Raw genomic sequence first — 21,691 nt, forward strand, 5'->3', positions numbered from 1 at the left:
CCCTTGGACGTGCTACTCTACCGTATGCACGTCCAAGGGGTTTTATTTCTGTAATTCGTTTTCAGTTAGAACTCTGTTTCCCGCCGCTTTTCTAAGCCTGTTCATCACAGCCTGACCGAGGGCTGCTTCACCCACCGTCCGGGCAAAAATAACGTCGACCGCCTCTCCGGAGTCAAAGCTTCTTAAAGCTCCGTACAGCTCCCGGGCAACGGTACTGATATCACTTTCCGTGCCGCAGATTTCCTTTCTTCTCATCCCTGAAAACGTCTCGCTTTTCTCCACCGGAACGAGGATGCCTACATTTAATCCCTTACGATTTGCTTCGTCGATCTGTTCCTGAAAAAAACGGTCGGATCCGTCCACCAGGGTCATCTCTGCCTTCGGGGCATAGTGGGTGTATTTCATCCCCGGTGACCGTGGTGCTTCTTTTTCCTCCGCCAGTGACGGATCAACTGCTACTTTTCCCACCACCGCTTCGAGCTGTTCTTTCGTAATGCCGCCTGGGCGAAGAATCATCGGTTCCTCACCGGTACAGTCAACCACGGTAGATTCAAGACCGACTCCCGTGGCGCCTCCGTCCACAATCCCGGCAATTTTTCCTCTCAGGTCTTCCTGAACATGGACTGCCGTCGTCGGACTCGGCCTTCCCGAAGTATTCGCGCTCGGGGCTGCAATCGGAAGCCCCGATGCTTCAATGACAGCGAGGGCTACGGGGTGATCGGGCATCCGGATTCCTACCGTATCGAGACCCGCGGTGACTTTCGTTGATAACCGGCCGTTATGACGAAAAACAAGAGTCAGTGGCCCCGGCCAAAAAGCATTTATCAGCTTTTCACCAAGTTCATTTGTTTTTTCCACATACCGCTTCACATCATCCCTTTTGGCAATATGGACGATGAGGGGGTTATCAGACGGACGGCCTTTTGCCTGAAAAATCCGGTCTATGGCTTTATCAGATTGCGCATTTCCACCGAGACCATAGACGGTTTCAGTGGGAAAAGCCACAACTTCATTTTGTATTAAACGTTCTGCTGCTTCCTGAATATGATGGGATTCTGCGAGGTTATCCACATCTTTTTCCACAGTCCATATAAACGTGTTCCGTTGATTAGTCATTATTCGTTCCTCCTTGCTGTTGTCTATTTTGCGGATGTTTACACCGATTGTCAACGGCCCGGCAGGTTTGTGAAATAAGAAAGAGTTATCCACATTCATCGGTGGATAACTCCATGTTTTTGTTGATAACCTTGTTTATAAACTGTGGGTGAAACTTTTATTTATTCACAGCCAGGCGGGTATGCATCACTTTCGGGCTCCGTTTTACGTTTTGTTTATAGTGATTCGACTCCCTGACCCTTTTCGGCACCTCATCGCTTTGAAGAAGGGAAAAGCCTACCTGCTCAAGGAACGCCTGCTGGCCGGACGTTAACAGATATAAGCTTTTATAGCCCCTTTTTTCTGCAAAGGCGGTGGCCGTTTCCAGAAATTCGAGCAGGAATACTGCCCCTACCTTTTCAGAATCAATCACGAGGGAACGAAGAATCACATCTTTTTTCCCGATTCCAGCAAGTCCTGCCGTAGCTACCAGCTCGGCGTTTTCATTCTCTGCGACGATAAACTCCGTAGGCTCCTCGTCATAAACCTGCTCTATGACTCCGGCTTTAGAAAGGAGCCTCTGCAATTGCAATGTATCTTCTTCCAATGCTTTTCGCACGATCATTCCCACATCGTCCACCCTTTCCAGTGTCGTTTTTACACCTTATGTGGACAACCTGTGGATTATGATACGAACGTTGATTTAATAGAGTGATGCCGGCGAACCACTACCCTGTAAAACAATTTGGGAGATTTCAAACCTCTCATCGATGTTCTAAGCTTCGTTGACCGATATACGCTCTCTTTCCGCGGACTCGGGCTGAGCTTCCCCGGTAAGGTGCAAGGTCTAGCCTGTCTAGCACTTCCGCAGGAGTCTCGCATATTCCGGTCAACTTAGCACAACACATTGAATATTCAGAGGATAAAGATAACCTGTCCAAAAACAAATCACACGCCTATTTTCATGCGCCATAACTGCCTATCCAAAAATCCTGTCTTTCAGCCCTCCGAAGAACTCTACGAAGAAGAACGTCACTTCCACTTCTTCCTCTTCACCTTCAGCATCTTCTTCTGCCGTCTCAGCTGCGACCGCATCCCCGTTACCGAAATCAAGGAAGCAAAGTGGCGGGAACAGTACGCACCACCAGTTGTCTCCTCGGCCTTCTCCGATTGACACAAGTACCGCTTCATATTCGCCTGCAGGGTACAAAAAATTCCCGTAAAGCTTCGTTGGAAACTGGACATCCTCGTAGCTTACAGTAAAATTCTCACTGCTCCCGGCAGCTTCAAGCTCTGACGCTACAATAGCCTCAAGCTCAGGCAGCCCCTCTTCGATCGTATTCCTCGCTTCTTCAAGAGACACAATTTCCTGGACCCATTCTGTGATCTGGACGTTAATCGCATCACGGATATTCCGCTTAACCAGCTGATCCACCGGACTATTACTGTTGGCGAGAATCCGCAGCCGGATTGACTCTTCCGGAATCGCATCCGGATCATTCGCATATGCCGGGTTTACCTGCTGGCCTTCCCAGCTCATGATCAAAACTAAAAAAGAAATAATTGTATAAATAAGGGCTCGTTGTTTCATTTTTCTGACACCTTCCTCTCACCAACCAGTCTGGTCACTGGTGAAAGAAAGTAAACAGCCAATCGCCCGACATGTTATGACATGACTTGCGACTGGCTTTAATTTAACGGGTAAATAAGACGATCCGGTCTTTCCCGTTGATGTCCTTTAACACCCTGATATCCCCGCTTTGTCCAAGGTGCTCCTGCAATAATCCAGGCACGCTTCTTCCCTGATCGAAGCCGATTTCAAAGGCCACCATTCCCGGCTGTTTCAGCACAGATCCAAGCTGCCGGGCCATCCCTCTGTAAAAAACAAGTCCGTCTTCCCCGCCGAACAGAGCGGTTTCAGGGTCGAAATCCCGGACGTTTTTCGCAAGACCCTCTCTTTGTCCTTCCGGAATATACGGCGGGTTTGAGACCACGATGTCCACTTTAGCATCGTTTTCGACCAAAGGTCCAAGAAGGTCCCCGTGGACAAATGCGACTTCCGCCTCCAGCCTCCGGGCATTTTCCTTCGCCACTTTTATCGCAGCTTCTGAAATATCCACTGCCTGGATTTTTGGAGACCATCCTCGTTCCTTTAATTCTTTAAACAGCGTAATGGCAATGATTCCGCTTCCTGTCCCAACGTCAACGAGATGAAGGGGATGATCCTTCGGGAACCTCTCTTCCGCCTCAGTAAGAACCGATTCAATCAGCTCTTCTGTTTCAGGACGCGGGATAAGCACGTCTTTTGACACGCGAAACGTACGGCCGTAAAACTCTTCCACACCGGTAATGTGCTGAACCGGAACCCCGGTTGCTGCGGTCTTTACGTCACGCTGAAACAGCTCCCATACGGCGGGATCGAGTTCGGTTCTCATCTCTGACAGCCAGCGAGCCCGGCTCCAGCCTGTATGATGGCTGAGAAGTACCTCTGCGACTCCCGGCTCAACATCGTTTTTTTCTAAAAAAGAAGAAGCCCATGCAAGGGCTTCGTATACTCTTTGATCTTTTTCCATCAGTTACTCTCCTGCCTGCTCCATTGCTCTGGACTGTTCTTCGACAATGAGGGCCTCAATAATTTCATCAAGCTTCCCCTGAAGAATCTGGTCAAGCTTCTGAATGGTAAGACCGATACGGTGGTCCGTTACCCGGCTTTGCGGGAAATTGTACGTACGGATTCGCTCTGATCGGTCACCGGTACCTACGGCAGATTTACGGGCATCATCATATTTAGCCTGTTCTTCTTTTTGAACCTTATCATAGATTCGGGCACGAAGTACCTTCATCGCTTTTTCCTTGTTCTTAATCTGGGACTTTTCGTCCTGACACGATACAACAGTGTTTGTCGGCAAGTGTGTAAGACGAACGGCTGACATTGTCGTGTTAACACTCTGTCCGCCCGGTCCGCTCGATGTAAATGTATCAACGCGGATATCTTTTTCGTGAATATCCACTTCTACTTCTTCCGCTTCAGGCATCACGGCTACCGTTGCTGTAGATGTATGGATACGGCCACCGGATTCTGTTGATGGTACACGCTGCACACGGTGGGCACCGTTCTCGTACTTAAGCTTTGAGTAAGCACCTTTTCCGTTAACCATAAAGATCACTTCTTTAAAGCCACCGATTCCTGTCTGGTTCGTTTCAATGACTTCAATCTTCCAGCCCTGATCCTCCGCATAGCGCGAATACATCCGGTACAGGTCACCGGCAAACAAGGCAGCTTCATCACCGCCGGCTGCCCCCCGGACCTCAACGATAACGTTCTTGTCGTCGTTCGGGTCTTTAGGTAAAAGAAGAATGTGGAGCCTTTCTTCCAATGGAGGGATGCGGTCTGACAGCTCATCCATCTCCATCTTGACCATCTCGTACATTTCATCATCAAGGTTGTCGTTCAGCATTTCACGGGCGTCGTCATACTGAGACTTAACCTCTTTGTATTCCCGGTATGTCATTACTGTATCTTCAATATCGGATTGTTCCTTGGAATACTCCCGGAGTTTGTTTGTATCACTGATCACATCCGGATCCATAAGTAATTCATTTAAACGTTCATAGCGTTCTTCAACCGCTTGCAGGCGTTCAAACATTCTCTTCACCTCATCTTCTGCATAACAGTCTTATTATAGTACAGCCCGCCTCTGCCGTCAAAGCCCCCTCAATCCCCCCTCTTTGTCAAGCGAACACCGGAAATTGTGCGGGGACAGACCCCATAGCTGTCAAGTTAAGCAAAACTTGGGGGCTTCTTCTCTTTTTTTTTACGGAATCCTTAGGAACCCATATCAAAGAAGCCTTCTGTCGGAAGATTTTTTTGAACAAGGATGAATTCCGCTACAGGCGGACGCTTTCCGCGGGCATCGCCTCAGTCTCCTCGGGAAAAGCGCCCTGCGGGGTCTTCGGGTGGGTTTTTCCTGCTTCTTCCTCTACTAGCGTATGCTTCGAAGTATCTGCGTCGAAGCAACTCGATGATTATTCGTGATGTAAACGCTCGTCGCTGGAGTCGCCACCTTTCGCTCCATTTCTCCTTTATCAAATAAGATTCACACGAGACAAGTTGATCCCTAAATCTTGTATGATTTCTTTTTCTTCTTTCTATTTTATCGTGTTTTTCAAAATCGCAATTGGTGTTTCTCTTTTCTTCTTTTTACACTTTCTACATCGACTGCCAACCGCCTAAATGTATAGTTAAAATAGTTTCCTCAACTTACTTGGTGATATACAATCTCTTCCCTCTTAAACAACGCACTACGCGCACCAAATGTAATATCATACTGGAGATTAAAAGAGCGATGAGTTGGCCACACAGGTGACATTCAAAACGCTCCTTAAAAGGAGGATACCCTCATGTGAAAAACATTAAGCCACCTCATGATAAACGCTTTTTAGGTTGAACATGAAAGAGGATGTAGCCGGAATGGCCGAGACTCCTGTGGTAGTCGGGGCCAAGGTGAGACCCCGCAACGACGAGCGCTTACTTCAAGAATAAGCTGCGAGCTGCTTCGACGCAGTCAGCTTGGAACCATTACTATCAGAGGAAGAAGCACAAGTGAGGAGGCTCACCGGACCACCACGGAAAGCGAAGGACATTCCGGCTACATCCAGAAACCTTCAGCTTTCTGAAAATAGAGCCACACCTTAACTTGATGGCTATAGGGACAGACCCCCAAACTTTTAATTCCCCGTTTTTTTTAGAGGGATTAGTGGGATATTGTAGAATAGATGCAGTCATAGATGAGGAGGAGCATAGAATGAACTACGTAATTATCGGCGGTGATGCAGCAGGCATGAGTGCAGCCATGCAGATTGTCCGCACAGATAAAAAAGCAAAGGTTACAACACTTGAAATGGGTGGTATTTATTCATACGCCCAATGCGGCCTGCCTTATTACATTGGAGGCCTCACGGAGTCCAGTGATGACCTGATCGCACGAAGCCGGGATACATTTGAAGAAGAATACGGGATTGACGCCCGGGTTTATCATAAAGTTACGAAGATCGACACCGAGGGAAAGCGTGTTTTCGGAACCAATCTAAAAAACGGGGAGTCGTTTGAGATTTCATATGACAAATGTCTTGTAGCAACCGGTGCCGCACCAGTGGTCCCTCCTTTTGAAGGGACGGGACTGGAAGGTGTCCATACCCTTAAGACGATTCCGGATGCGGAAGCTATCGTTGACGACCTGGAAAACGCCTCCGATGTTACCGTTATCGGAGGCGGCTACATTGGCCTTGAAATGGCGGAGAACCTTGTGGAAAAAGGAAAAAAGGTGCGCATCATTGACCAGGCATCCCGTCTCGGTTCGGTTTACGACAAAGAATTCAGTAAAGCAATTGAAGACGAAGCCGCACGTCACGGCATTGAAGTCGTTACCGGTGAGTCAGTTGAACGTTTTGAAGGTGAAGAACGGGTAAAGTCCGTCGTGACAGGAGGCAAAACGTACTCTACAGACTTGGTCATCGTCGCCATCGGGGTAAAACCAAACACGAGCATGATTGATGACACACGGGTCCACGCAAGCGAAAACGGCGCCATTATCGTCAACGCCTATATGGAAACAAACGTGGAAGACCTTTACGCAGCCGGTGACTGTGCAACCCAGTACCACCGGATTAAAGAGAAAAACGATTACCAGCCTCTCGGAACGCATGCCAACAAACAGGGCCGGATCGCCGGTATTAATATGAGCGGCGGCTCCCAGCCTTTTCAGGGAATCGTCGGTACATCAATCATGAAATTCTTTGACCTGACAGTAGGCAAGACCGGACTCGGGGAAAAAGAAGCAGAGGACCTTGGCTTTGACTTTGAAACACTTGAATTTGAAGGACACTCCAACGCTGGGTACTATCCGGGCAACGAACCTCTGTTGTTAAAGGTCATCAGCCACAAAAATACCGGTCACCTTCTCGGACTTCAGGCCGTCGGGAAAAACGGCGTGGACAAGCGGATTGACGTGGCAGCAACGGCGCTGTATCACCGCATGACCATGGCTGATATTGAAAATCTTGACCTGAGCTACGCCCCTCCATACAACGGAGTATGGGATCCTTTGCAGCAGGCGGCCAGACGGATGAAGTAGGAGGTAGCGCATTGCGTGAAAAATGTCTAATTTTGACGAATTCTCTTTAAACGGACGAAAAGTCTGCATAAACCGGGCCAAACTCTGCTTAAACCATCTGAAGTTCTCCATAAACAGCCCGAAACTCTCCATAAAACCATAAAAGTTCTCCATAAACCTCCGCCCCTATCCGCCCCCCGCAAATACAAAAAAGACACCTGTTGGCTGGCAGGTGCCTTTTTTGATTTATATTAACTATTATGGGGGAGCAATGTTTACACCTTACCTGAAATCATTGACCACAACTCGGTACTCATAGCGAGGATTAGCGGCCTTCAGCTTTTCTTCCACTTCCCGGACTTTTGCGTCTTTCTCTTTCTGGGTAAGACCGTCGTTGTCAATCTGCATGTTTACCCATGCATGAGCCCCGTTCAGAAGAATCATTCCCGGTGTTACACCCGGCGTGGAGTAAATGACGTTTTCCATCATATCCTGATCTTCACCAATCGTCTGGCGCGCTGACAACGGATCCCGGTAGCTGAGCCCGTTTACGTTTTCTCTATGATCTGTATGCTGCGGTTGTCTCATTTCATTAATGGCACCATAATTTGCAGGGCCCGGTCCGAACAGTCCATGTGCAACGTTACGCTGAAAAGGATGATTCGGTTCATTTGGCTTGTTCATGCTCTCTACATCAGGTGTATCCATATCAGAGCATCCCACAGTCACCAAAAGCATGACAAGGGCGAGGCTCTTAAGGATGAGTTTCATGATGAACACCTCCTATCCAGTAGCATAACCAAACACGCCTTCTTTTAGTCTTCACGGTGCTATGATTTTATGGGCAAAATTCAGCATTGCCCGGACGTACAAAAGTGCTTAAACTAAGGGTGGAAGTCATTTATTAGGAGTCGATACGATGCGCAGTGAAAAAGAAAAAATGATTGCCGGTGAGATGTATTCACCAATGGACCATGAATTATTGAAAGGCCGGGAAGATGCCCGGGCCATCACAAGGCAGTTTAACCAGTTAATCGAAACCGATTACGATATGAAAGAAACGCTCCTGAAAAAACTCTTCGGGTCTACAGGTGACGAACTATATATCGAACCGGACTTCCGCTGTGATTACGGCTTTAACATTCATTTGGGGGAAGAGTTCTACGCCAATTTCAACTGTGTGATTCTTGATGTTTGTCCCGTGACGATCGGAAAACGCTGCATGCTCGCTCCCGGCGTACATATTTACACCGCTTCCCACCCTCTCGATGTGGAAGGGAGATACTCGGGCAAAGAGTTCGGTAAGCCTGTCACGATCGGCGACAACGTATGGATCGGCGGCGGTGCCATCATTAATCCCGGCGTAACCATCGGAGACAATGCCGTTATCGCTTCCGGTGCGGTCGTAACGAAAGACGTGCCGGCAAATACGGTTGCAGGCGGAAACCCAGCCCGGGTGATTAAGGAGATTGATCAGTAACATTGGAGGCATTTTACACTTAGCACACCCTTTTTTACGTTTAGCCACTCACCCCCACTCCGCACCTGACTAAAAAACCGCGGCCCCTCAGAAAAGGTACCGCGGTTTCTCTATTTACATCGTTGTTGTCTCCACTGTCTGTTTTTCATAAGAAGGAGCCGGTCTGCCCGGCACTTCATGGCAGTGGCGGCAGCGGGGCTCATAGGATTCCGATGCTCCTACGAGAATGATCGGGTCGTCGTAGGAAGCAGGCTTTCCGTTGATCAGGCGCTGGGTACGGCTTGCAGGAGAACCGCACGACAGGCATATCGCCTGAAGCTTCGTTACAGTCTCGGCCACTGCCATCAGCTGAGGCATACAGCCGAACGGCTCGCCGCGGAAGTCCTGATCAAGTCCCGCACAAATGACGCGAATTCCTTCATCCGCCAGGGTCTGCACAACATCCAGAACGTCTTCGTCAAAGAACTGCACTTCATCAATGGCAACCACCTGGGTTCCATTCTCAAGCCGATCCAGCATGTCTGTGGAACGTTTGATTGGAAGTGCCGTCACCTTTGTTCCATTATGGGATACGACCTCTTCTTCACTGTATCTGTTATCAAGAGCAGGCTTAAACACCTGTACTTTTAATTTCCCGAAGCTGGCACGGCGGACCCGGCGGATCAGTTCTTCCGATTTTCCGGAAAACATACTGCCGCATACAACTTCCAGCCATCCTTCTCTTCTTGTTAAATTCATCAAAAACAGCTCCCTACTTAACCTTCTGTATATGTAAACCGTCCGGCAGACTGCCGGTTCCAATTGACACTTTTCCCCATTATATTACCCTTTCAGGCAAAAACTCAACGTCTTATTTAGTCGATTATTGTACCTTTTTACGGCCTTTACGCTTTGTATCGCCCGGATACAGATCGTTGAGAAGAATTGATGTTTTGAGGGAAAAAAAACGGAGGTTTTCCATTTAATCCAGTTCAAACCGCTGCGGATAACCGGATCTTCGTCCGCCCCGCATCGGATGTTTATCCAGGACACTTATACAAAGGCCCTGAATCCGGGCAAAAAAAACAGGCAAGAACAAATCCTTGCCTGTTTTTATTATCCAGTTGATTAAAGGTTGTATTTCTTCTTGAAACGGTCCACACGGCCACCTGCATCGGCAAACTTTTGTTTACCAGTGTAGAATGGGTGAGAATCGGAACTAACCTCGACGTTGATTACTGGGTACGTGTTACCGTCTTCCCACTCAACTGTCTCAGCTGAACCTTTAGTTGAACCCGTTAAGAACATAAAGCCAGTGCTTGTATCCTTAAATACAACTTTTTGGTATTTTGGATGGATATCTGCTTTCATTCTTTTCATCTCCTTCCGCCCTGAATCTTTCGAATCAGAGTTTAATTCCTGCACGCACGTATGCGTACAAGGATTTTCGCATATGACGAAATTATATCAAGATGCTGTTTAATTTGCAACAGCTGTTTAAAAAACTACAAATTCTTTCAAAACCAGGAGCGACGCCTTTTTTACGACTTAATCCTTACTTTTCCGGTCTTTTCCTGTTCAAAAGAGCTGAAGAATTCTTCGTTCGTCTTCGTCTGCTTCACTTTTTTCAGGAAGGCCTCAAGGAAGTCAGGCTGATCGTTCATCGTTTTTCTCATGGCCCACAGGTTGTCGATCTGCTTTTTCGGAAGAAGCAGTTCTTCGCGGCGGGTGCTGGAGCGGCGAATATCGATCGCAGGGAAGATACGGCGTTCAGCAAGCTTGCGGTCAAGATGTATCTCACTGTTACCTGTTCCTTTAAATTCCTCGTAAATGACATCATCCATACGGGAACCGGTATCTACAAGAGCAGTAGCCAGAATTGTCAGGCTTCCCCCTTCTTCAATGTTTCTTGCAGCACCGAAGAAACGCTTCGGACGGTGGAAACTGGCCGGGTCAATACCGCCGGACAGGGTACGGCCGCTTGGGGGGATAACAAGGTTATATGCACGTGCAAGACGGGTGATGCTGTCCATTAAAATAACCACGTCTTTTTTATGCTCCACAAGCCTCATGGCACGCTCAAGAACGAGTTCTGCTACTTTAATATGGTTTTCCGGTACTTCATCGAATGTAGAGCTGACAACTTCTCCTTTAACAGAACGTTCCATGTCCGTTACTTCTTCCGGACGCTCGTCAATGAGAAGAACAATCAGTTCATGATCCGGGTGATTCTCGGCAATGCTGTTCGCTACTTCTTTCAAAAGCAGGGTCTTACCGGCTTTCGGAGGAGCTACAATCATACCACGCTGACCAAAACCGACCGGAGCGATCATATCAATCACACGGGAAGCGACCATGCGCGGATCGTACTCCAGTGTCATTTTCTGTTCAGGATATAACGGTGTAAGCTGCGGGAAGTGAGGGCGGCTTCTCGCAAGGTCCGGGTCCTGTCCATTTACTGCCGTTACCTGAAGAAGACCGTAATAACGCTCATTCTCTTTAGGCTTCCGTACTTTACCCGCTACCTTGTCTCCGTTACGGAGTTCAAAGCGGCGAATCTGAGAAGCTGAAATGTAAATGTCCTGTGAGCTCGGCTTGTAGGTGTTTGAACGAAGAAAACCAAATCCTTCTGTCGGGATAACTTCAAGAATCCCTTCCATAAACATGAGATCTTCACTCTCTGCCGCCTTCTTTAAAATAGCAAAAATAAGTTCTTTTTTTGTTAATTGGCTGTAGTAAGAGACTTTATGATGCTTGGCCATTTCATAAAGTTCTTTAAGTTTCATATTTTCCAGTTGAGATAAGGTGATTCCCATACCATTAATCACACCTTTACTAAAATTATTATTATGTTTTTGCAGTCCTGTCCGGTCAGGGCATACGGGTTTTGCACAAAAAGACATAAGCAGACGAATGCCGGGACGGCTGTTTATTTTCCATTCAAAAGGTCATTGGAATCAGTTTTAAATGTGTTAGGAAATGACCGCAGAAGGGTAAAAACGGAGTACACTTTGAGGTTTGGGTAAACAGAACGTTTACGCAGGGACTGGGTAATGTTTCGTCAGAATCAACGTAGATACTCTCTATTCTAATCAGAAACAGGCACTGTTTCAAGAAAAAGATTTGACTGGAATCATTATTTACGAAGAGGGCTGTTTTTAAACCCGTTGAAAAAGGAAGTAAAATAAGAAAATGCCTTAAAAGGTGCTCTGTTTGACCTTTTAAGGCATTTGGGGTTTACCTTATGACGAGATCCGGTTTTTTCTGAAGACTGTGTTTACCATCAATAAATCGGACAGTACCTGATTTTGCTCTCATAACCATAGACTGGGTATGACCTGTGTGGCCGTGGTACCGGACACCTTGTAAGAGTTCACCGTCCGTTACACCTGTAGCTGCAAAAATACAGTCATCGCCGCTCACCAAGTCGTCCATCATCAGGACACGGTTTACATCATCGATCCCCATCTTCTTGCATCGGGCCAGTTCCTCTTCGTTACTTGGGAGAAGCTTACCCTGAATTTCACCGCCGAGGCATTTGAGTCCTACTGCTGCCAGAACGCCTTCCGGGGCGCCACCTGAACCGAGGAGGATGTCTACACCTGTGTCGTCAAAGGCCGTGTTGATCGCAGCCGCCACGTCTCCGTCTCCCATGAGCTTGATTCTTGCTCCTGCTTCACGGATTTTCTGAATTTTTGCCGCATGACGCTCGCGCTTCAGAATCGCAACAACGAGATCTTCTATATCTTTATTTTTCGCCTTTGCTACTGCTCGCAGGTTATCAATAATCGGTGCATCGAGATCAACTTTACCTACGGATTCAGGACCGACTGCTATTTTTTCCATGTACATATCCGGTGCGTGAAGAAGATTTCCTTTGTCTGCAATCGCAATGACTGCAAGGGCATTCCATTCTCCGCTTGCTACGATGTTCGTTCCTTCAAGAGGATCAACCGCCACATCGACGCGGGGACCGTATCCGTTCCCCAGACGTTCACCGATATAAAGCATCGGTGCTTCGTCCATTTCCCCTTCTCCGATAACGACAGTCCCTTTCATCGGCACGGTGTCAAATACATCACGCATCGCTTCTGTTGCTGCCTGGTCGGCCCCTTCTTTATTTCCTCTTCCCATCCAGCGTGCAGATGCGAGTGCTGCTGCTTCTGTTACACGGACAAGTTCCATTGATAAGCTTCTTTCCATAAACCTCTCCCCCAAGTCTGTTGATGGTATTATGACGAGCTTTTTACTTCTTCTTCCTCTTTCGTATCAAGGGTTTCACGCCACACCGTGGCCCCGAGATTCTTCAGTTTTTCTTCCAGGTTCGAGTAACCCCGGTCGATATGTTCAACACCGGTTATTTCCGTAACCCCGTTTGCCATAAGACCGGCAATAACAAGGGCTGCTCCGGCACGCAGGTCACTTGCACGGACCCGTGCTCCTTCAAGACGCTTTCCACCGTTAACCAGGGCAGATCGTCCTTCCACTTTGATGTCTGCGCCCATGCGGCGGAGTTCATCAATGTGTTTAAAACGGGCATTGTAAATCGTATCTGTGACCATACTCGATCCTTGGGCTTTGGTCAAAAGACTCGTAAACGGCTGCTGCAAGTCTGTCGGAAACCCTGGGTAAACAAGCGTCTTTACGTCTACCGCGGTCAGATCGCTGTTTGCTCCGTGAATAAAGACCTGGTCATCATTTGTCTCGATTCTCACACCCATTTCACGGAGTTTGGCTGTAAGGGACTCCAGGTGATACGGGATGATGTTATCGATGATCACAGAACGCCCCATCGCTGCCGCAGCAAGCATAAACGTTCCTGCTTCGATGCGGTCGGGAATAATGGAGTGACGGCAGCCAGAAAGATGTTCGACACCATCGATGCGGATAACGTTTGTTCCGGCCCCTTTGATCTTCGCACCCATGTTGCTGAGAAGGGTGGCTACATCAATGATTTCCGGTTCTTTCGCTGCGTTTTCAATAACGGTACGCCCTTTTGCTTTTACAGCCGCAAGCATGATGTTAATGGTCGCACCAACACTTACAACGTCAAGATAGATACGGGCTCCTGTAAGCTCGTCCGCCTGAAGGTAAATCGCCCCTTGTTCATTGGTTACTTTTGCGCCGAGCGCTTCAAAGCCTTTTATATGCTGATCGATCGGGCGGGGACCCAGGTTACATCCTCCAGGGAGACCGATAACGGCTTTTTTAAACTTTCCCAGCATAGCCCCCATCATGTAATAAGAGGCCCGAAGTTTTTTTACACGACCATTAGGCAGAGGCATGGCAAACATATTTTCCGGATGTATTGTCAGTGTGTCGCCATCCAGCTCGGTTTTTCCGCCGATTTCTTCAAGGAGTTCTGCCAGGATGCCAACATCTGAAATGTCAGGCAGATTATCAATTGTTACAGTGGAATCGGCCAAAATCCCTGCAGGAATGAGAGCCACCGCACTGTTTTTTGCTCCGCTGATGGGCACTGTGCCTTCGAGTAAATGTCCGCCTTCAATTAAAAGCTTTTCCATATTCAGCTTCCCTTCTATTCCTAGGTGTTATAAACCAACCTTACTTTTATCCCATTATAACCATTCAACGGAAAAAAAGTATCGTCTTTCTTTAAAGAAAACGTAAAAGGCACCCGGAGAAAAAGGTGCCTGTTTTTTGTAACGCTCAGCTTATGCGTTCGCTTTTTCCCAGTCGCTTAGAAACCTTTCGATTCCTGCGTCCGTTAACGGGTGTGATGCAAGCTGTGCAATCACCTTGTGGGGAATCGTGGCAATATGGGCGCCCCTCATTGCCGCCTCTGTTACATGGACAGGATGACGAACGGATGCCGCAATAATCTCAGTATCAATACTATGAATATCAAAAACTTCTGCAATGGCACTGATTAATTCCAGTCCGTCGTGACCGATGTCATCGAGCCTTCCGAGAAACGGGGACACATAGGTTGCACCGGCTCTGGCAGCCAGGAGGGCCTGGTTTGTTGAAAATACCAAAGTCACATTGGTTTTGATGTTAAGGTCTGCAAACGTCCGTACTGCCTTCAGTCCCTCAAGTGTCATCGGTACTTTCACCGTGATGTTCGGGGCAATGGCAGCAAGCTCCTTACCTTCTTCGATCATCCCTTCCGCCTCCGTGGAAATCACTTCTGCACTCACGGAGCCTTCCGTTACGATACTCGTAATCTCTCTTAATCGATCATGAAAATCAACGCCTTCTTTTGCTACAAGGGAAGGGTTTGTTGTCACACCAGATAGAATACCTAATTCGTGTGCGTTTTTAATCTCATCTATGTTAGCCGTATCAATAAAAAATCTCACTTTGGCGTCCACCTTTCCAGCTGTACATTATGTTAGCGCTTACGATTTCCTGAAGATTCAGGCGAACATGTTGAAAAAGAAAGTTGGAAGCGGACGTTTGTCCGCAGCCAACTGTCTGTATCATTACGCTTTTTGGGAAGAACCAAATTCACGCATTTTGCCTTTAACTGTTTCTTTGATTGCTTCACGGGCTGGTCCCATATATTTACGTGGGTCATACATTTCAGCATCGTTAGCAAGTGTTTCGCGAACGGCTTTAGCCGATGAAATCTGGCTTTCCGTGTTCACGTTGATTTTAGCTGTTCCAAGAGAAATCGCTTTTTGGATATCTTTTGTCGGAATGCCTGTTCCACCGTGAAGAACAAGTGGTACTGCCGTTAGTTCAGATACTTCCTTCATGCGGTCGAATCCAAGGTTTGGTTCACCTTTGTAAGGACCGTGTACAGATCCAAGTGCCGGAGCAAAACAGTCAACGTTTGTTGCTCTGATCAGCTCGTCACACTCAGCCGGGATTGCGTAAGCTGCTTCTGCATCGTCAACAATCAGGTCATCTTCCTGACCACCGATACGGCCAAGCTCAGCTTCTACAGAAATTCCGAGCGCGTGGGCTACATCAACAACTTTTTTCGTTACCGCAATGTTTTCTTCAAGCGGATGGTGAGATCCGTCGATCATAACAGAAGTGAATCCTGCATATATCGCTTCCACACATTTTTCAAAGCTTGAACCGTGGTCAAGGTGAATGGCCACAGGAACCGTTACTTCATACTCAGCCATAAGAGCTTCAACTATTGTAACAACAGTTACGAATCCTCCCATGTAACGTGCTGCTCCTTCAGAAACTCCGAGTATTACCGGAGAGTTTTCTTCCTGTGCTGCTTGTAGGATTGCCTGGGTGAACTCAAGGTTGTTCAGGTTAAACTGTCCAACGGCGTACCCTTCTGCTTTTGCTGTTTCCAGCATTTCCTTCATTGATACTAAAGGCATTCTAAATATCCTCCTTTGAAATCACGAGCATTATGATCAGCCCTTGGAATGTGTAAGTAATTATAAGAATACAAACGATAATGATACTATTTACCACCGGAGTGTGTTTTATCCTTACCATTTGTACTCGGACGTTTGCAGACGCAGCTTTTCACTTACATCCTTATCAGCTCGTACCAAAAAGCCATGATCCTTTCGGTATATCACAGCATTCTTCACGAGAAAAGTCATCCCAACAGGTTGATTCACTTGTCCATTATAGCATAACCCGTTAAAATTTCATCCTCTATTCAGAATAAATGTGTTAATCGATGGATCACAGCTTCTTGAAACACCACTGGCCCACAAGCCGGTGCTCTTTTTACGAATACAGCCTAGGCATTACACCATCAAATGTTCTTTTACCTTTTCACGAACCTCGTCAATATCAAACGGCTTTGCAAAGTGGGCCAGCGCACCCAGCTTCTTTGCTTCATTGATCATTTCAAGCTCGCCGTAAGCCGTCATCATAATGACGTTTGTTTCCACACCCATTTTTTTCATCTCTCTTAAAATCTCCAGCCCGTCCATCCCGGGAATTTTCATATCCAGTAGCACGAGATCAGGATTCTTGTCTCTCACAATCGAAAGCGCTTGTTTTCCGTTGGAAGCGTCGTATGTGTCGAATCCGTCTTTTTCAAATACCTCATGAAGTAAGACACGTATGCCATATTGATCATCTACAATAAGCAGCTTCTTCTTCACTCGGGTTCCCCCTCTCAATAGTTTCTCCCCCGCCAAACATTACTTTTGCATACAATAATTATCTTCGCTAAGAAGACAGGATCTTCCTTCTTTTCTGTCAGCATATGCGTTGTTTTTTTTTACCTTCGTTGCTTATACTGAATAAGGAAGGTTCGTTATAACCTCCGTCTGCAATGATGCAATCCATGACGCATGTGCGAATCTCGCGGACATATGTCTTCCGGGGAAAGACACACCTTTAAACAATGTACCACTCTATTAACAGCAGTAAACATTACAGTTAATTTACAATTTCATATAGTAGAAAAATGAAGGGAGCATGATTTCACGATGCAAAAAATCTTTTCCACGCAGCTTCAGGGGCTGCTCAACAAAATGAATGATACATACGAAGAAGCTTTCGAAGACGGCTCAAGACTCATTGCCCAGAGCCTTATCACCAATGGAAAAGTAGGCATGTTTGCCACCGGGGAAATGGAAGGGGTCCTCGCCCAGGCGATTAAGGGCGTGGATCGTTTTGAGAACCTTGTTGCCGTTGAAGAAGGCCGGCTCCATGAGCTTGATGAAATGGATACGGTCCTCATTTTCAGTCCTTCTCCAAACGAAGCTGCCTGCTGCATGATTGCTGACAGCCTGAGAGGACGGGAAATCCAGACGATTGCCGTTTTCACCGGAGAAAAACGGGACGAAGACGGACCGTCCCTGGAGAACCTGACCGATGTTTCAATTGATTTAGGGGTAAAAAAAGGACTCGTTCCGAACGAACGGGGTGAGCGGGTTGGTCAGCCTAAGCTCCTCATCGCCCTTTATGCGTATTACAACCTTTACTTTACGACGGAAGAAATTCTTGCCGAGCACCGCGGGGAGTTGTAAGCAGGCGGTGCGGGTGTGGGTGCAGATTCCTTAAAATAATTTTTAATTCCTGAAAATACACCTTTTTTCCTTATTCCAACGGCCCAAAATTTTCCTGAAACTGCGCCACCCTGGCATACAAAAAAGCTGATCCCCCAAAAAGGATCAGCTTTTTCTTTTACTTATTGTTCAGGCTCGCACCGATAAAGTCTCTGAATAACGGCTGCGGGCGGGTCGGACGGGAGATAAATTCCGGATGGAACTGGGACGCGATAAAGTAAGGGTGATCCTTAAGCTCCACGATTTCCACTAAGCGGCCGTCCGGGCTCGTCCCGGAGAATGTAAAGCCGGCTTCCTCCATCTGCTCACGGTACTCGTTGTTGAACTCATAACGGTGGCGGTGGCGTTCGTAAACAACCTGTTCACCGTATGCTTCATACGCTTTTGTGCCTTCCTGAAGCTTACACGGATACAGACCGAGACGAAGCGTTCCGCCGTAATCTTCCACATCTTTCTGCTCCGGAAGAAGGTCAATAACAGGGTATGGTGTACCCGGGTTCAGCTCAGCTGAGTTAGCCCCTTCCATACCGAGAACGTGTCTTGCAAATTCCACGCTGGCCAGCTGCATACCAAGGCAGATGCCGAGGAATGGAATATTTTTCGTTCGCGCGTATTCGATTGCTGCAATTTTACCTTCAATACCGCGATCACCGAAACCGCCTGGTACAAGGATGCCGTCCACACCGCCAAGAAGCTCGGCAGCATTTTCACGTGTCACATCTTCTGAGTTGATCCACTTGATATCTACGTCGGCATCAAAGTTAAATCCTGCGTGCTTCAGAGCTTCCGCTACACTCAGGTAAGCATCCTGCAGGGCAACATATTTACCTACGAGGGCAATGGTTGTTTTCTTTGACAGGTTTGTTACTTTTTCAACAAGGGCGTTCCACTCGTCCATGTTTGCTTCCGCTTTCGGAAGATCAAGGTAATTGCAGACATAGTCGTCGAAGTTCTGACGCTGAAGCTCAAGAGGAACTTCGTAAAGTGTTTCAGCATCACGTGCTTCAATAACGGCCTCCTTTTCAATGTCACAGAAAAGGGCAATTTTATCCTTCATGTCTTCAGGTACGGGGCGCTCTGTACGAACCACGATTACGTTTGGCTGGATACCGAGGCTTCTGAGCTCTTTTACACTGTGCTGGGTCGGTTTTGACTTCATTTCCCCTGCAGCTGCCAGGTAAGGGATAAGTGTACAGTGAATGTACATTACGTTTCTCACACCCACGTCACTCTTGATCTGACGGATGGCTTCAAGGAAAGGCAGGCTTTCAATGTCCCCGACTGTTCCGCCGATTTCAGTGATGACAACATCCGGGCTGCCGTCTTTGCTTGCACGGAAGATCCGCTCTTTCAGCTCATTGGTAATATGGGGGATAACCTGTACGGTTCCGCCAAGGTAATCTCCGCGGCGCTCTTTTTTCAGGACACTGGAGTATATCTTACCTGTTGTTACGTTTGAATTTTTATTCAGGTTAATATCAATAAAGCGCTCGTAGTGACCAAGGTCAAGATCCGTTTCAGCACCGTCGCCTGTAACGAATACTTCCCCGTGCTGATACGGGCTCATTGTTCCCGGGTCCACGTTAATGTATGGGTCAAATTTCTGGATCGTCACTTTCAGGCCTCTGTTTTTAAGAAGACGGCCGAGAGATGCCGCGGTAATGCCTTTTCCAAGAGAAGATACTACTCCACCGGTTACGAAGATATATTTTGTCATTACGTTCCCTTCCTTTTCTTATGTGTATTTCAGGGGACGGAACATCCGCCTTTAGGATAACCCTAAATGGTAAGAAGCTTCCGCACTTTAAAAAACAAGGCTCTGTTAATGTTGATCTCCGCTCCTATGCGCTCCCTTTCCGCGGGGACATATTCGCGCAATCAACTTTTTAATACAACAATAATCTTTTAACATAGCCAAAACAAAAAAACAAAAGTGCCCACCTCAAGCGTTCGCATTGAGGGGCACTTTTGTTTATATATTGGTTTCGTTCATATTTACGTACTTGTGTAGCCCAAAAATGATTCTACCTAGAATGTACGTCCATGTCAATAGGCAGTCTGTAATGAGCAGCAGGCAAAATTAACGATCTTCTTCGTCTTCACTGTCTAAGTCTTCTTCGTCCTCTTCACCGTCAAACTCGTCTTCTTCATCAAGATCTTCGAAGTCCTCGTCTTCTTCATTGGCAAGTTCGTCAAGCTCATCTTCAAGATCTTCAAACTCGTCGAAGTCTTCCTCATGATCACCAAAGATGTCATCATCTTCATCTGCAGATGCACGAAGCTTTTTCTTTTTCGGCTTGTTTGTCTGGGAAAGTTCCTCTTCCGTCTGATCGAACGGATACCAGGAACGAAGACCCCACTTGTTGTCTCCAAGGTTTACGAAACGGCCGTCAAGAGACATTTCAGTGTAAAGGTTCGCAATACGGTCTTTGAGATCGGCATCAGAGATTTCTTTCATCCCAGCTACTTGCTTAAGCAACACGTGGTACTCTTCAGACCCTTTTTTCTCCTTCAAAAGTTCGTATGCAATCTCCAACATGGATAATTCTTTCAGCTGTGTATCATTATATTGTTTAAAGCTCACAACCGGCACTTCCTTTCGCCCTCATAATCTTAGTTCTTTATAGGTAATGTGAGAACCTCGTGGACCTCTTGGCTCCCGACACTATTTCCTTATCAAAATCGAAACAGAGAATTGTTAAATTGCACCTTTCATTATAAACATAAACACTGTCTTTATGCCAGTCTATCAAAGCAGGTTGAAGAAAGAAATGATCCAGACAGCAGGAATCTAAATAAAGGGTATGTAAGCCACAAAGCGTACCTTGCAGCAACCATCGGAAAGCACTTACTTTAAGCGTAAATCAAACCATCCCTATCCATCCAATGTTTTCCACTTCAAACCTTCTTTATACCCTTTTTACACCGTTTCATTGACAGAAGCAAGCAACATTTTTTATTATGAGAGTCCGCTTCTTAAAAAAAGAGGCCGGAAGCCCCCCGCTTACCGGCTGGATTTATCTGTTAGGTTTTGTTATACTTCGGTGTTGATTTTCCTCACGTTTCGCTCCATCAACGCTTACTGACAAAAGCAATGACCTTTAACACAACGATCTTTTAAGAAGCCGGTCCTTTCCGTCAATTCCTGCTCAAAACCCCTGACGCTTTAACATTGAGCAGGAGAGGAGAAATCTCTATTTTTAATTTAGAAGACATGACATTGTTCTTTTTGTCACTATTAGTCATTCTTCCTCTGATCACAATGATTCACCAGGCTGGTCATGCTTTTTTTGCCTGGATTTTTGGAGGGAAGATTACCTTTACGATCGGTGCCGGCAAAAAATTATTTGACATTGGCCCTGTAGAGGTAAGACGGATTTATTTCTGGCATAGCTTTTGCCAGTACGAAAAACTGAAACACGACACGAAAACCGCTCATATACTCGTTTTTCTCGGCGGATCTTTATTTAATGCCGGGAGCATCATTCTCATAAACAGTCTCATACTGACCGGCATGTTTGAACCTCACATCTTTTTTTACCAGTTCGTCTACTTTTCAGTCTATTATATGTTCTTCGCCCTTTTCCCGGCGCGGTACTCAGAAGATCATCCGAGTGACATGATGGCTGTTTATGACCTTTTGAAATACGGAAAAAGCAAAGATCCTCTGGATTAACTTACTCACTGACCCTGTTAAATCCGGAGGTCGATTTCCGTTACTTGAGTTTACAGACCCCCACCCATATTAAGGAGAAACACAAATATTAAAAGTCGTAAGATGTAACATGCAGCCGGTATGTCCTTCGCTTTCCGCGGTGGTGCCGGCGAGCCTCCTCACTTCGTTTGCGGTGTCTCTCCCAGCCCTACTACCGCAGGAGTCTTCGGAGATTCCGGCTACATCGCTTCTCCAATTCAAAGTAAGGACGTGAAAGAGACACTTAGGTACTTAGGAATTCCTTTCCTACAGGTAAATCGTCTCTTAAAAATACCCATTATTAAAACAAAGCTAAATACTTCATTTGATCAAGGAAGCTTACGCGGTCAAATCTCCTTATAAA

General features: G+C 46.8%; 20 protein-coding genes. 4 read left to right on the forward strand and 16 right to left on the reverse strand.

The features are described from left to right. Positions 1-42: 42 nt before the first annotated feature. The 5 genes from EBO34_RS14080 to prfA all read right to left on the reverse strand — a co-directional run bounded on the left by EBO34_RS14080 (position 43) and on the right by prfA (position 4,742). On the reverse strand, positions 43-1,116 hold the full coding sequence (locus EBO34_RS14080; protein WP_122899618.1) for an L-threonylcarbamoyladenylate synthase: 1,074 nt from the start codon (positions 1,114-1,116) through the stop codon (positions 43-45). A gap of 157 nt (positions 1,117-1,273) precedes the next feature. After that, a complete protein-coding gene (locus EBO34_RS14085; protein WP_122899619.1) occupies positions 1,274-1,720 on the reverse strand; it encodes a GNAT family N-acetyltransferase in 447 nt (148 codons plus the stop codon). A gap of 354 nt (positions 1,721-2,074) precedes the next feature. Then, the gene (gene spoIIR / locus EBO34_RS14090) at positions 2,075-2,686 is read right to left on the reverse strand and encodes a stage II sporulation protein R (protein ID WP_122899622.1); all 612 of its coding nucleotides are present in this window, start codon (positions 2,684-2,686) and stop codon (positions 2,075-2,077) included. Between the two features lie 103 nt (positions 2,687-2,789). Further along, a complete protein-coding gene (gene prmC / locus EBO34_RS14095) occupies positions 2,790-3,668 on the reverse strand; it encodes a peptide chain release factor N(5)-glutamine methyltransferase (RefSeq protein WP_122899624.1) in 879 nt (292 codons plus the stop codon). 3 nt (positions 3,669-3,671) lie between these two features. Then, positions 3,672-4,742, reverse strand: a complete 1,071-nt coding sequence (prfA, locus tag EBO34_RS14100) for a peptide chain release factor 1 (protein ID WP_122899626.1) — start codon at positions 4,740-4,742, stop codon at positions 3,672-3,674. Positions 4,743-5,900: 1,158 nt separating this feature from the next. Here prfA and EBO34_RS14105 point away from each other — a divergent pair. Next, positions 5,901-7,229 (forward strand): FAD-dependent oxidoreductase, encoded by a 1,329-nt coding sequence (locus tag EBO34_RS14105; RefSeq protein WP_122899628.1) that lies wholly within the window; start codon positions 5,901-5,903, stop codon positions 7,227-7,229. 261 nt (positions 7,230-7,490) lie between these two features. Here EBO34_RS14105 and EBO34_RS14110 read toward each other — a convergent pair whose 3' ends face one another. Continuing rightward, positions 7,491-7,979, reverse strand: coding sequence for a hypothetical protein (locus EBO34_RS14110; RefSeq protein WP_122899630.1), 489 nt, complete (start codon positions 7,977-7,979; stop codon positions 7,491-7,493). Positions 7,980-8,127: 148 nt separating this feature from the next. On the opposite strand from EBO34_RS14110, the gene EBO34_RS14115 reads away from it, so the two are divergent. Next, the gene (locus EBO34_RS14115) at positions 8,128-8,688 is read left to right on the forward strand and encodes a sugar O-acetyltransferase (RefSeq protein WP_122899632.1); all 561 of its coding nucleotides are present in this window, start codon (positions 8,128-8,130) and stop codon (positions 8,686-8,688) included. 114 nt (positions 8,689-8,802) lie between these two features. Here EBO34_RS14115 and EBO34_RS14120 read toward each other — a convergent pair whose 3' ends face one another. From EBO34_RS14120 to EBO34_RS14155, 8 genes are all read right to left on the reverse strand, one after another. Beyond that, positions 8,803-9,426 (reverse strand): thymidine kinase, encoded by a 624-nt coding sequence (locus EBO34_RS14120; RefSeq protein WP_183163886.1) that lies wholly within the window; start codon positions 9,424-9,426, stop codon positions 8,803-8,805. 369 nt (positions 9,427-9,795) lie between these two features. After that, positions 9,796-10,038 (reverse strand): type B 50S ribosomal protein L31, encoded by a 243-nt coding sequence (locus EBO34_RS14125; protein WP_122899635.1) that lies wholly within the window; start codon positions 10,036-10,038, stop codon positions 9,796-9,798. A gap of 170 nt (positions 10,039-10,208) precedes the next feature. Beyond that, complete coding sequence (gene rho, locus EBO34_RS14130) at positions 10,209-11,483, reverse strand: transcription termination factor Rho (protein ID WP_122899636.1); 1,275 nt, start codon at positions 11,481-11,483, stop codon at positions 10,209-10,211. 421 nt (positions 11,484-11,904) lie between these two features. Further along, positions 11,905-12,870: a class II fructose-bisphosphatase gene (gene glpX / locus EBO34_RS14135; RefSeq protein ID WP_122899639.1), complete on the reverse strand. Its 966-nt coding sequence runs from the start codon at positions 12,868-12,870 to the stop codon at positions 11,905-11,907. Positions 12,871-12,899: 29 nt separating this feature from the next. Next, the gene (gene murA / locus EBO34_RS14140; RefSeq protein ID WP_122899641.1) at positions 12,900-14,192 is read right to left on the reverse strand and encodes a UDP-N-acetylglucosamine 1-carboxyvinyltransferase; all 1,293 of its coding nucleotides are present in this window, start codon (positions 14,190-14,192) and stop codon (positions 12,900-12,902) included. A gap of 150 nt (positions 14,193-14,342) precedes the next feature. Then, a complete protein-coding gene (gene fsa, locus EBO34_RS14145; RefSeq protein WP_122899643.1) occupies positions 14,343-14,990 on the reverse strand; it encodes a fructose-6-phosphate aldolase in 648 nt (215 codons plus the stop codon). Between the two features lie 123 nt (positions 14,991-15,113). Continuing rightward, complete coding sequence (gene fba, locus EBO34_RS14150; RefSeq protein WP_122899645.1) at positions 15,114-15,977, reverse strand: class II fructose-1,6-bisphosphate aldolase; 864 nt, start codon at positions 15,975-15,977, stop codon at positions 15,114-15,116. A 381-nt stretch (positions 15,978-16,358) separates the two neighbouring features. Then, on the reverse strand, positions 16,359-16,721 hold the full coding sequence (locus tag EBO34_RS14155; protein ID WP_122899647.1) for a response regulator: 363 nt from the start codon (positions 16,719-16,721) through the stop codon (positions 16,359-16,361). 330 nt (positions 16,722-17,051) lie between these two features. Between EBO34_RS14155 and EBO34_RS14160 the strand changes: the two genes are divergently transcribed. Then, a complete protein-coding gene (locus tag EBO34_RS14160; RefSeq protein WP_122899649.1) occupies positions 17,052-17,594 on the forward strand; it encodes a DUF2529 family protein in 543 nt (180 codons plus the stop codon). 157 nt (positions 17,595-17,751) lie between these two features. Here the strand turns inward: EBO34_RS14160 and pyrG are convergent, their stop codons facing one another. Both pyrG and rpoE read right to left on the reverse strand, forming a co-directional pair. Continuing rightward, positions 17,752-19,350 carry a CTP synthase gene (gene pyrG / locus EBO34_RS14165; RefSeq protein ID WP_122899651.1) on the reverse strand — a complete coding sequence of 533 codons (1,599 nt, stop codon included), beginning with the start codon at positions 19,348-19,350 and terminating at the stop codon, positions 17,752-17,754. A 363-nt stretch (positions 19,351-19,713) separates the two neighbouring features. Beyond that, on the reverse strand, positions 19,714-20,217 hold the full coding sequence (rpoE, locus tag EBO34_RS14170) for a DNA-directed RNA polymerase subunit delta (protein WP_122899653.1): 504 nt from the start codon (positions 20,215-20,217) through the stop codon (positions 19,714-19,716). Between the two features lie 612 nt (positions 20,218-20,829). Between rpoE and EBO34_RS14175 the strand changes: the two genes are divergently transcribed. Then, positions 20,830-21,309 carry a hypothetical protein gene (locus EBO34_RS14175; RefSeq protein ID WP_122900127.1) on the forward strand — a complete coding sequence of 160 codons (480 nt, stop codon included), beginning with the start codon at positions 20,830-20,832 and terminating at the stop codon, positions 21,307-21,309. Positions 21,310-21,691 lie beyond the last annotated feature (382 nt).

It is taken from the genome of Alteribacter keqinensis, from assembly GCF_003710255.1.
Taxonomy (GTDB): Bacteria; Bacillota; Bacilli; order Bacillales; family Salisediminibacteriaceae; genus Alteribacter; species Alteribacter keqinensis.

What these genes read in the sequence shown, in the direction of transcription:
- EBO34_RS14080 (WP_122899618.1), bottom strand. Translation starts at nt 1,116, where the DNA reads ATGACTAATCAACGGAACACGTTTATATGGACTGTGGAAAAAGATGTG.
- EBO34_RS14085 (WP_122899619.1), bottom strand. Translation starts at nt 1,720, where the DNA reads ATGATCGTGCGAAAAGCATTGGAAGAAGATACATTGCAATTGCAGAGG.
- spoIIR (WP_122899622.1), bottom strand. Translation starts at nt 2,686, where the DNA reads ATGAAACAACGAGCCCTTATTTATACAATTATTTCTTTTTTAGTTTTG.
- prmC (WP_122899624.1), bottom strand. Translation starts at nt 3,668, where the DNA reads ATGGAAAAAGATCAAAGAGTATACGAAGCCCTTGCATGGGCTTCTTCT.
- prfA (WP_122899626.1), bottom strand. Translation starts at nt 4,742, where the DNA reads ATGTTTGAACGCCTGCAAGCGGTTGAAGAACGCTATGAACGTTTAAAT.
- EBO34_RS14105 (WP_122899628.1), top strand. Translation starts at nt 5,901, where the DNA reads ATGAACTACGTAATTATCGGCGGTGATGCAGCAGGCATGAGTGCAGCC.
- EBO34_RS14110 (WP_122899630.1), bottom strand. Translation starts at nt 7,979, where the DNA reads ATGAAACTCATCCTTAAGAGCCTCGCCCTTGTCATGCTTTTGGTGACT.
- EBO34_RS14115 (WP_122899632.1), top strand. Translation starts at nt 8,128, where the DNA reads ATGCGCAGTGAAAAAGAAAAAATGATTGCCGGTGAGATGTATTCACCA.
- EBO34_RS14120 (WP_183163886.1), bottom strand. Translation starts at nt 9,426, where the DNA reads ATGAATTTAACAAGAAGAGAAGGATGGCTGGAAGTTGTATGCGGCAGT.
- EBO34_RS14125 (WP_122899635.1), bottom strand. Translation starts at nt 10,038, where the DNA reads ATGAAAGCAGATATCCATCCAAAATACCAAAAAGTTGTATTTAAGGAT.
- rho (WP_122899636.1), bottom strand. Translation starts at nt 11,483, where the DNA reads ATGGGAATCACCTTATCTCAACTGGAAAATATGAAACTTAAAGAACTT.
- glpX (WP_122899639.1), bottom strand. Translation starts at nt 12,870, where the DNA reads ATGGAAAGAAGCTTATCAATGGAACTTGTCCGTGTAACAGAAGCAGCA.
- murA (WP_122899641.1), bottom strand. Translation starts at nt 14,192, where the DNA reads ATGGAAAAGCTTTTAATTGAAGGCGGACATTTACTCGAAGGCACAGTG.
- fba (WP_122899645.1), bottom strand. Translation starts at nt 15,977, where the DNA reads ATGCCTTTAGTATCAATGAAGGAAATGCTGGAAACAGCAAAAGCAGAA.
- EBO34_RS14160 (WP_122899649.1), top strand. Translation starts at nt 17,052, where the DNA reads ATGCAAAAAATCTTTTCCACGCAGCTTCAGGGGCTGCTCAACAAAATG.
- pyrG (WP_122899651.1), bottom strand. Translation starts at nt 19,350, where the DNA reads ATGACAAAATATATCTTCGTAACCGGTGGAGTAGTATCTTCTCTTGGA.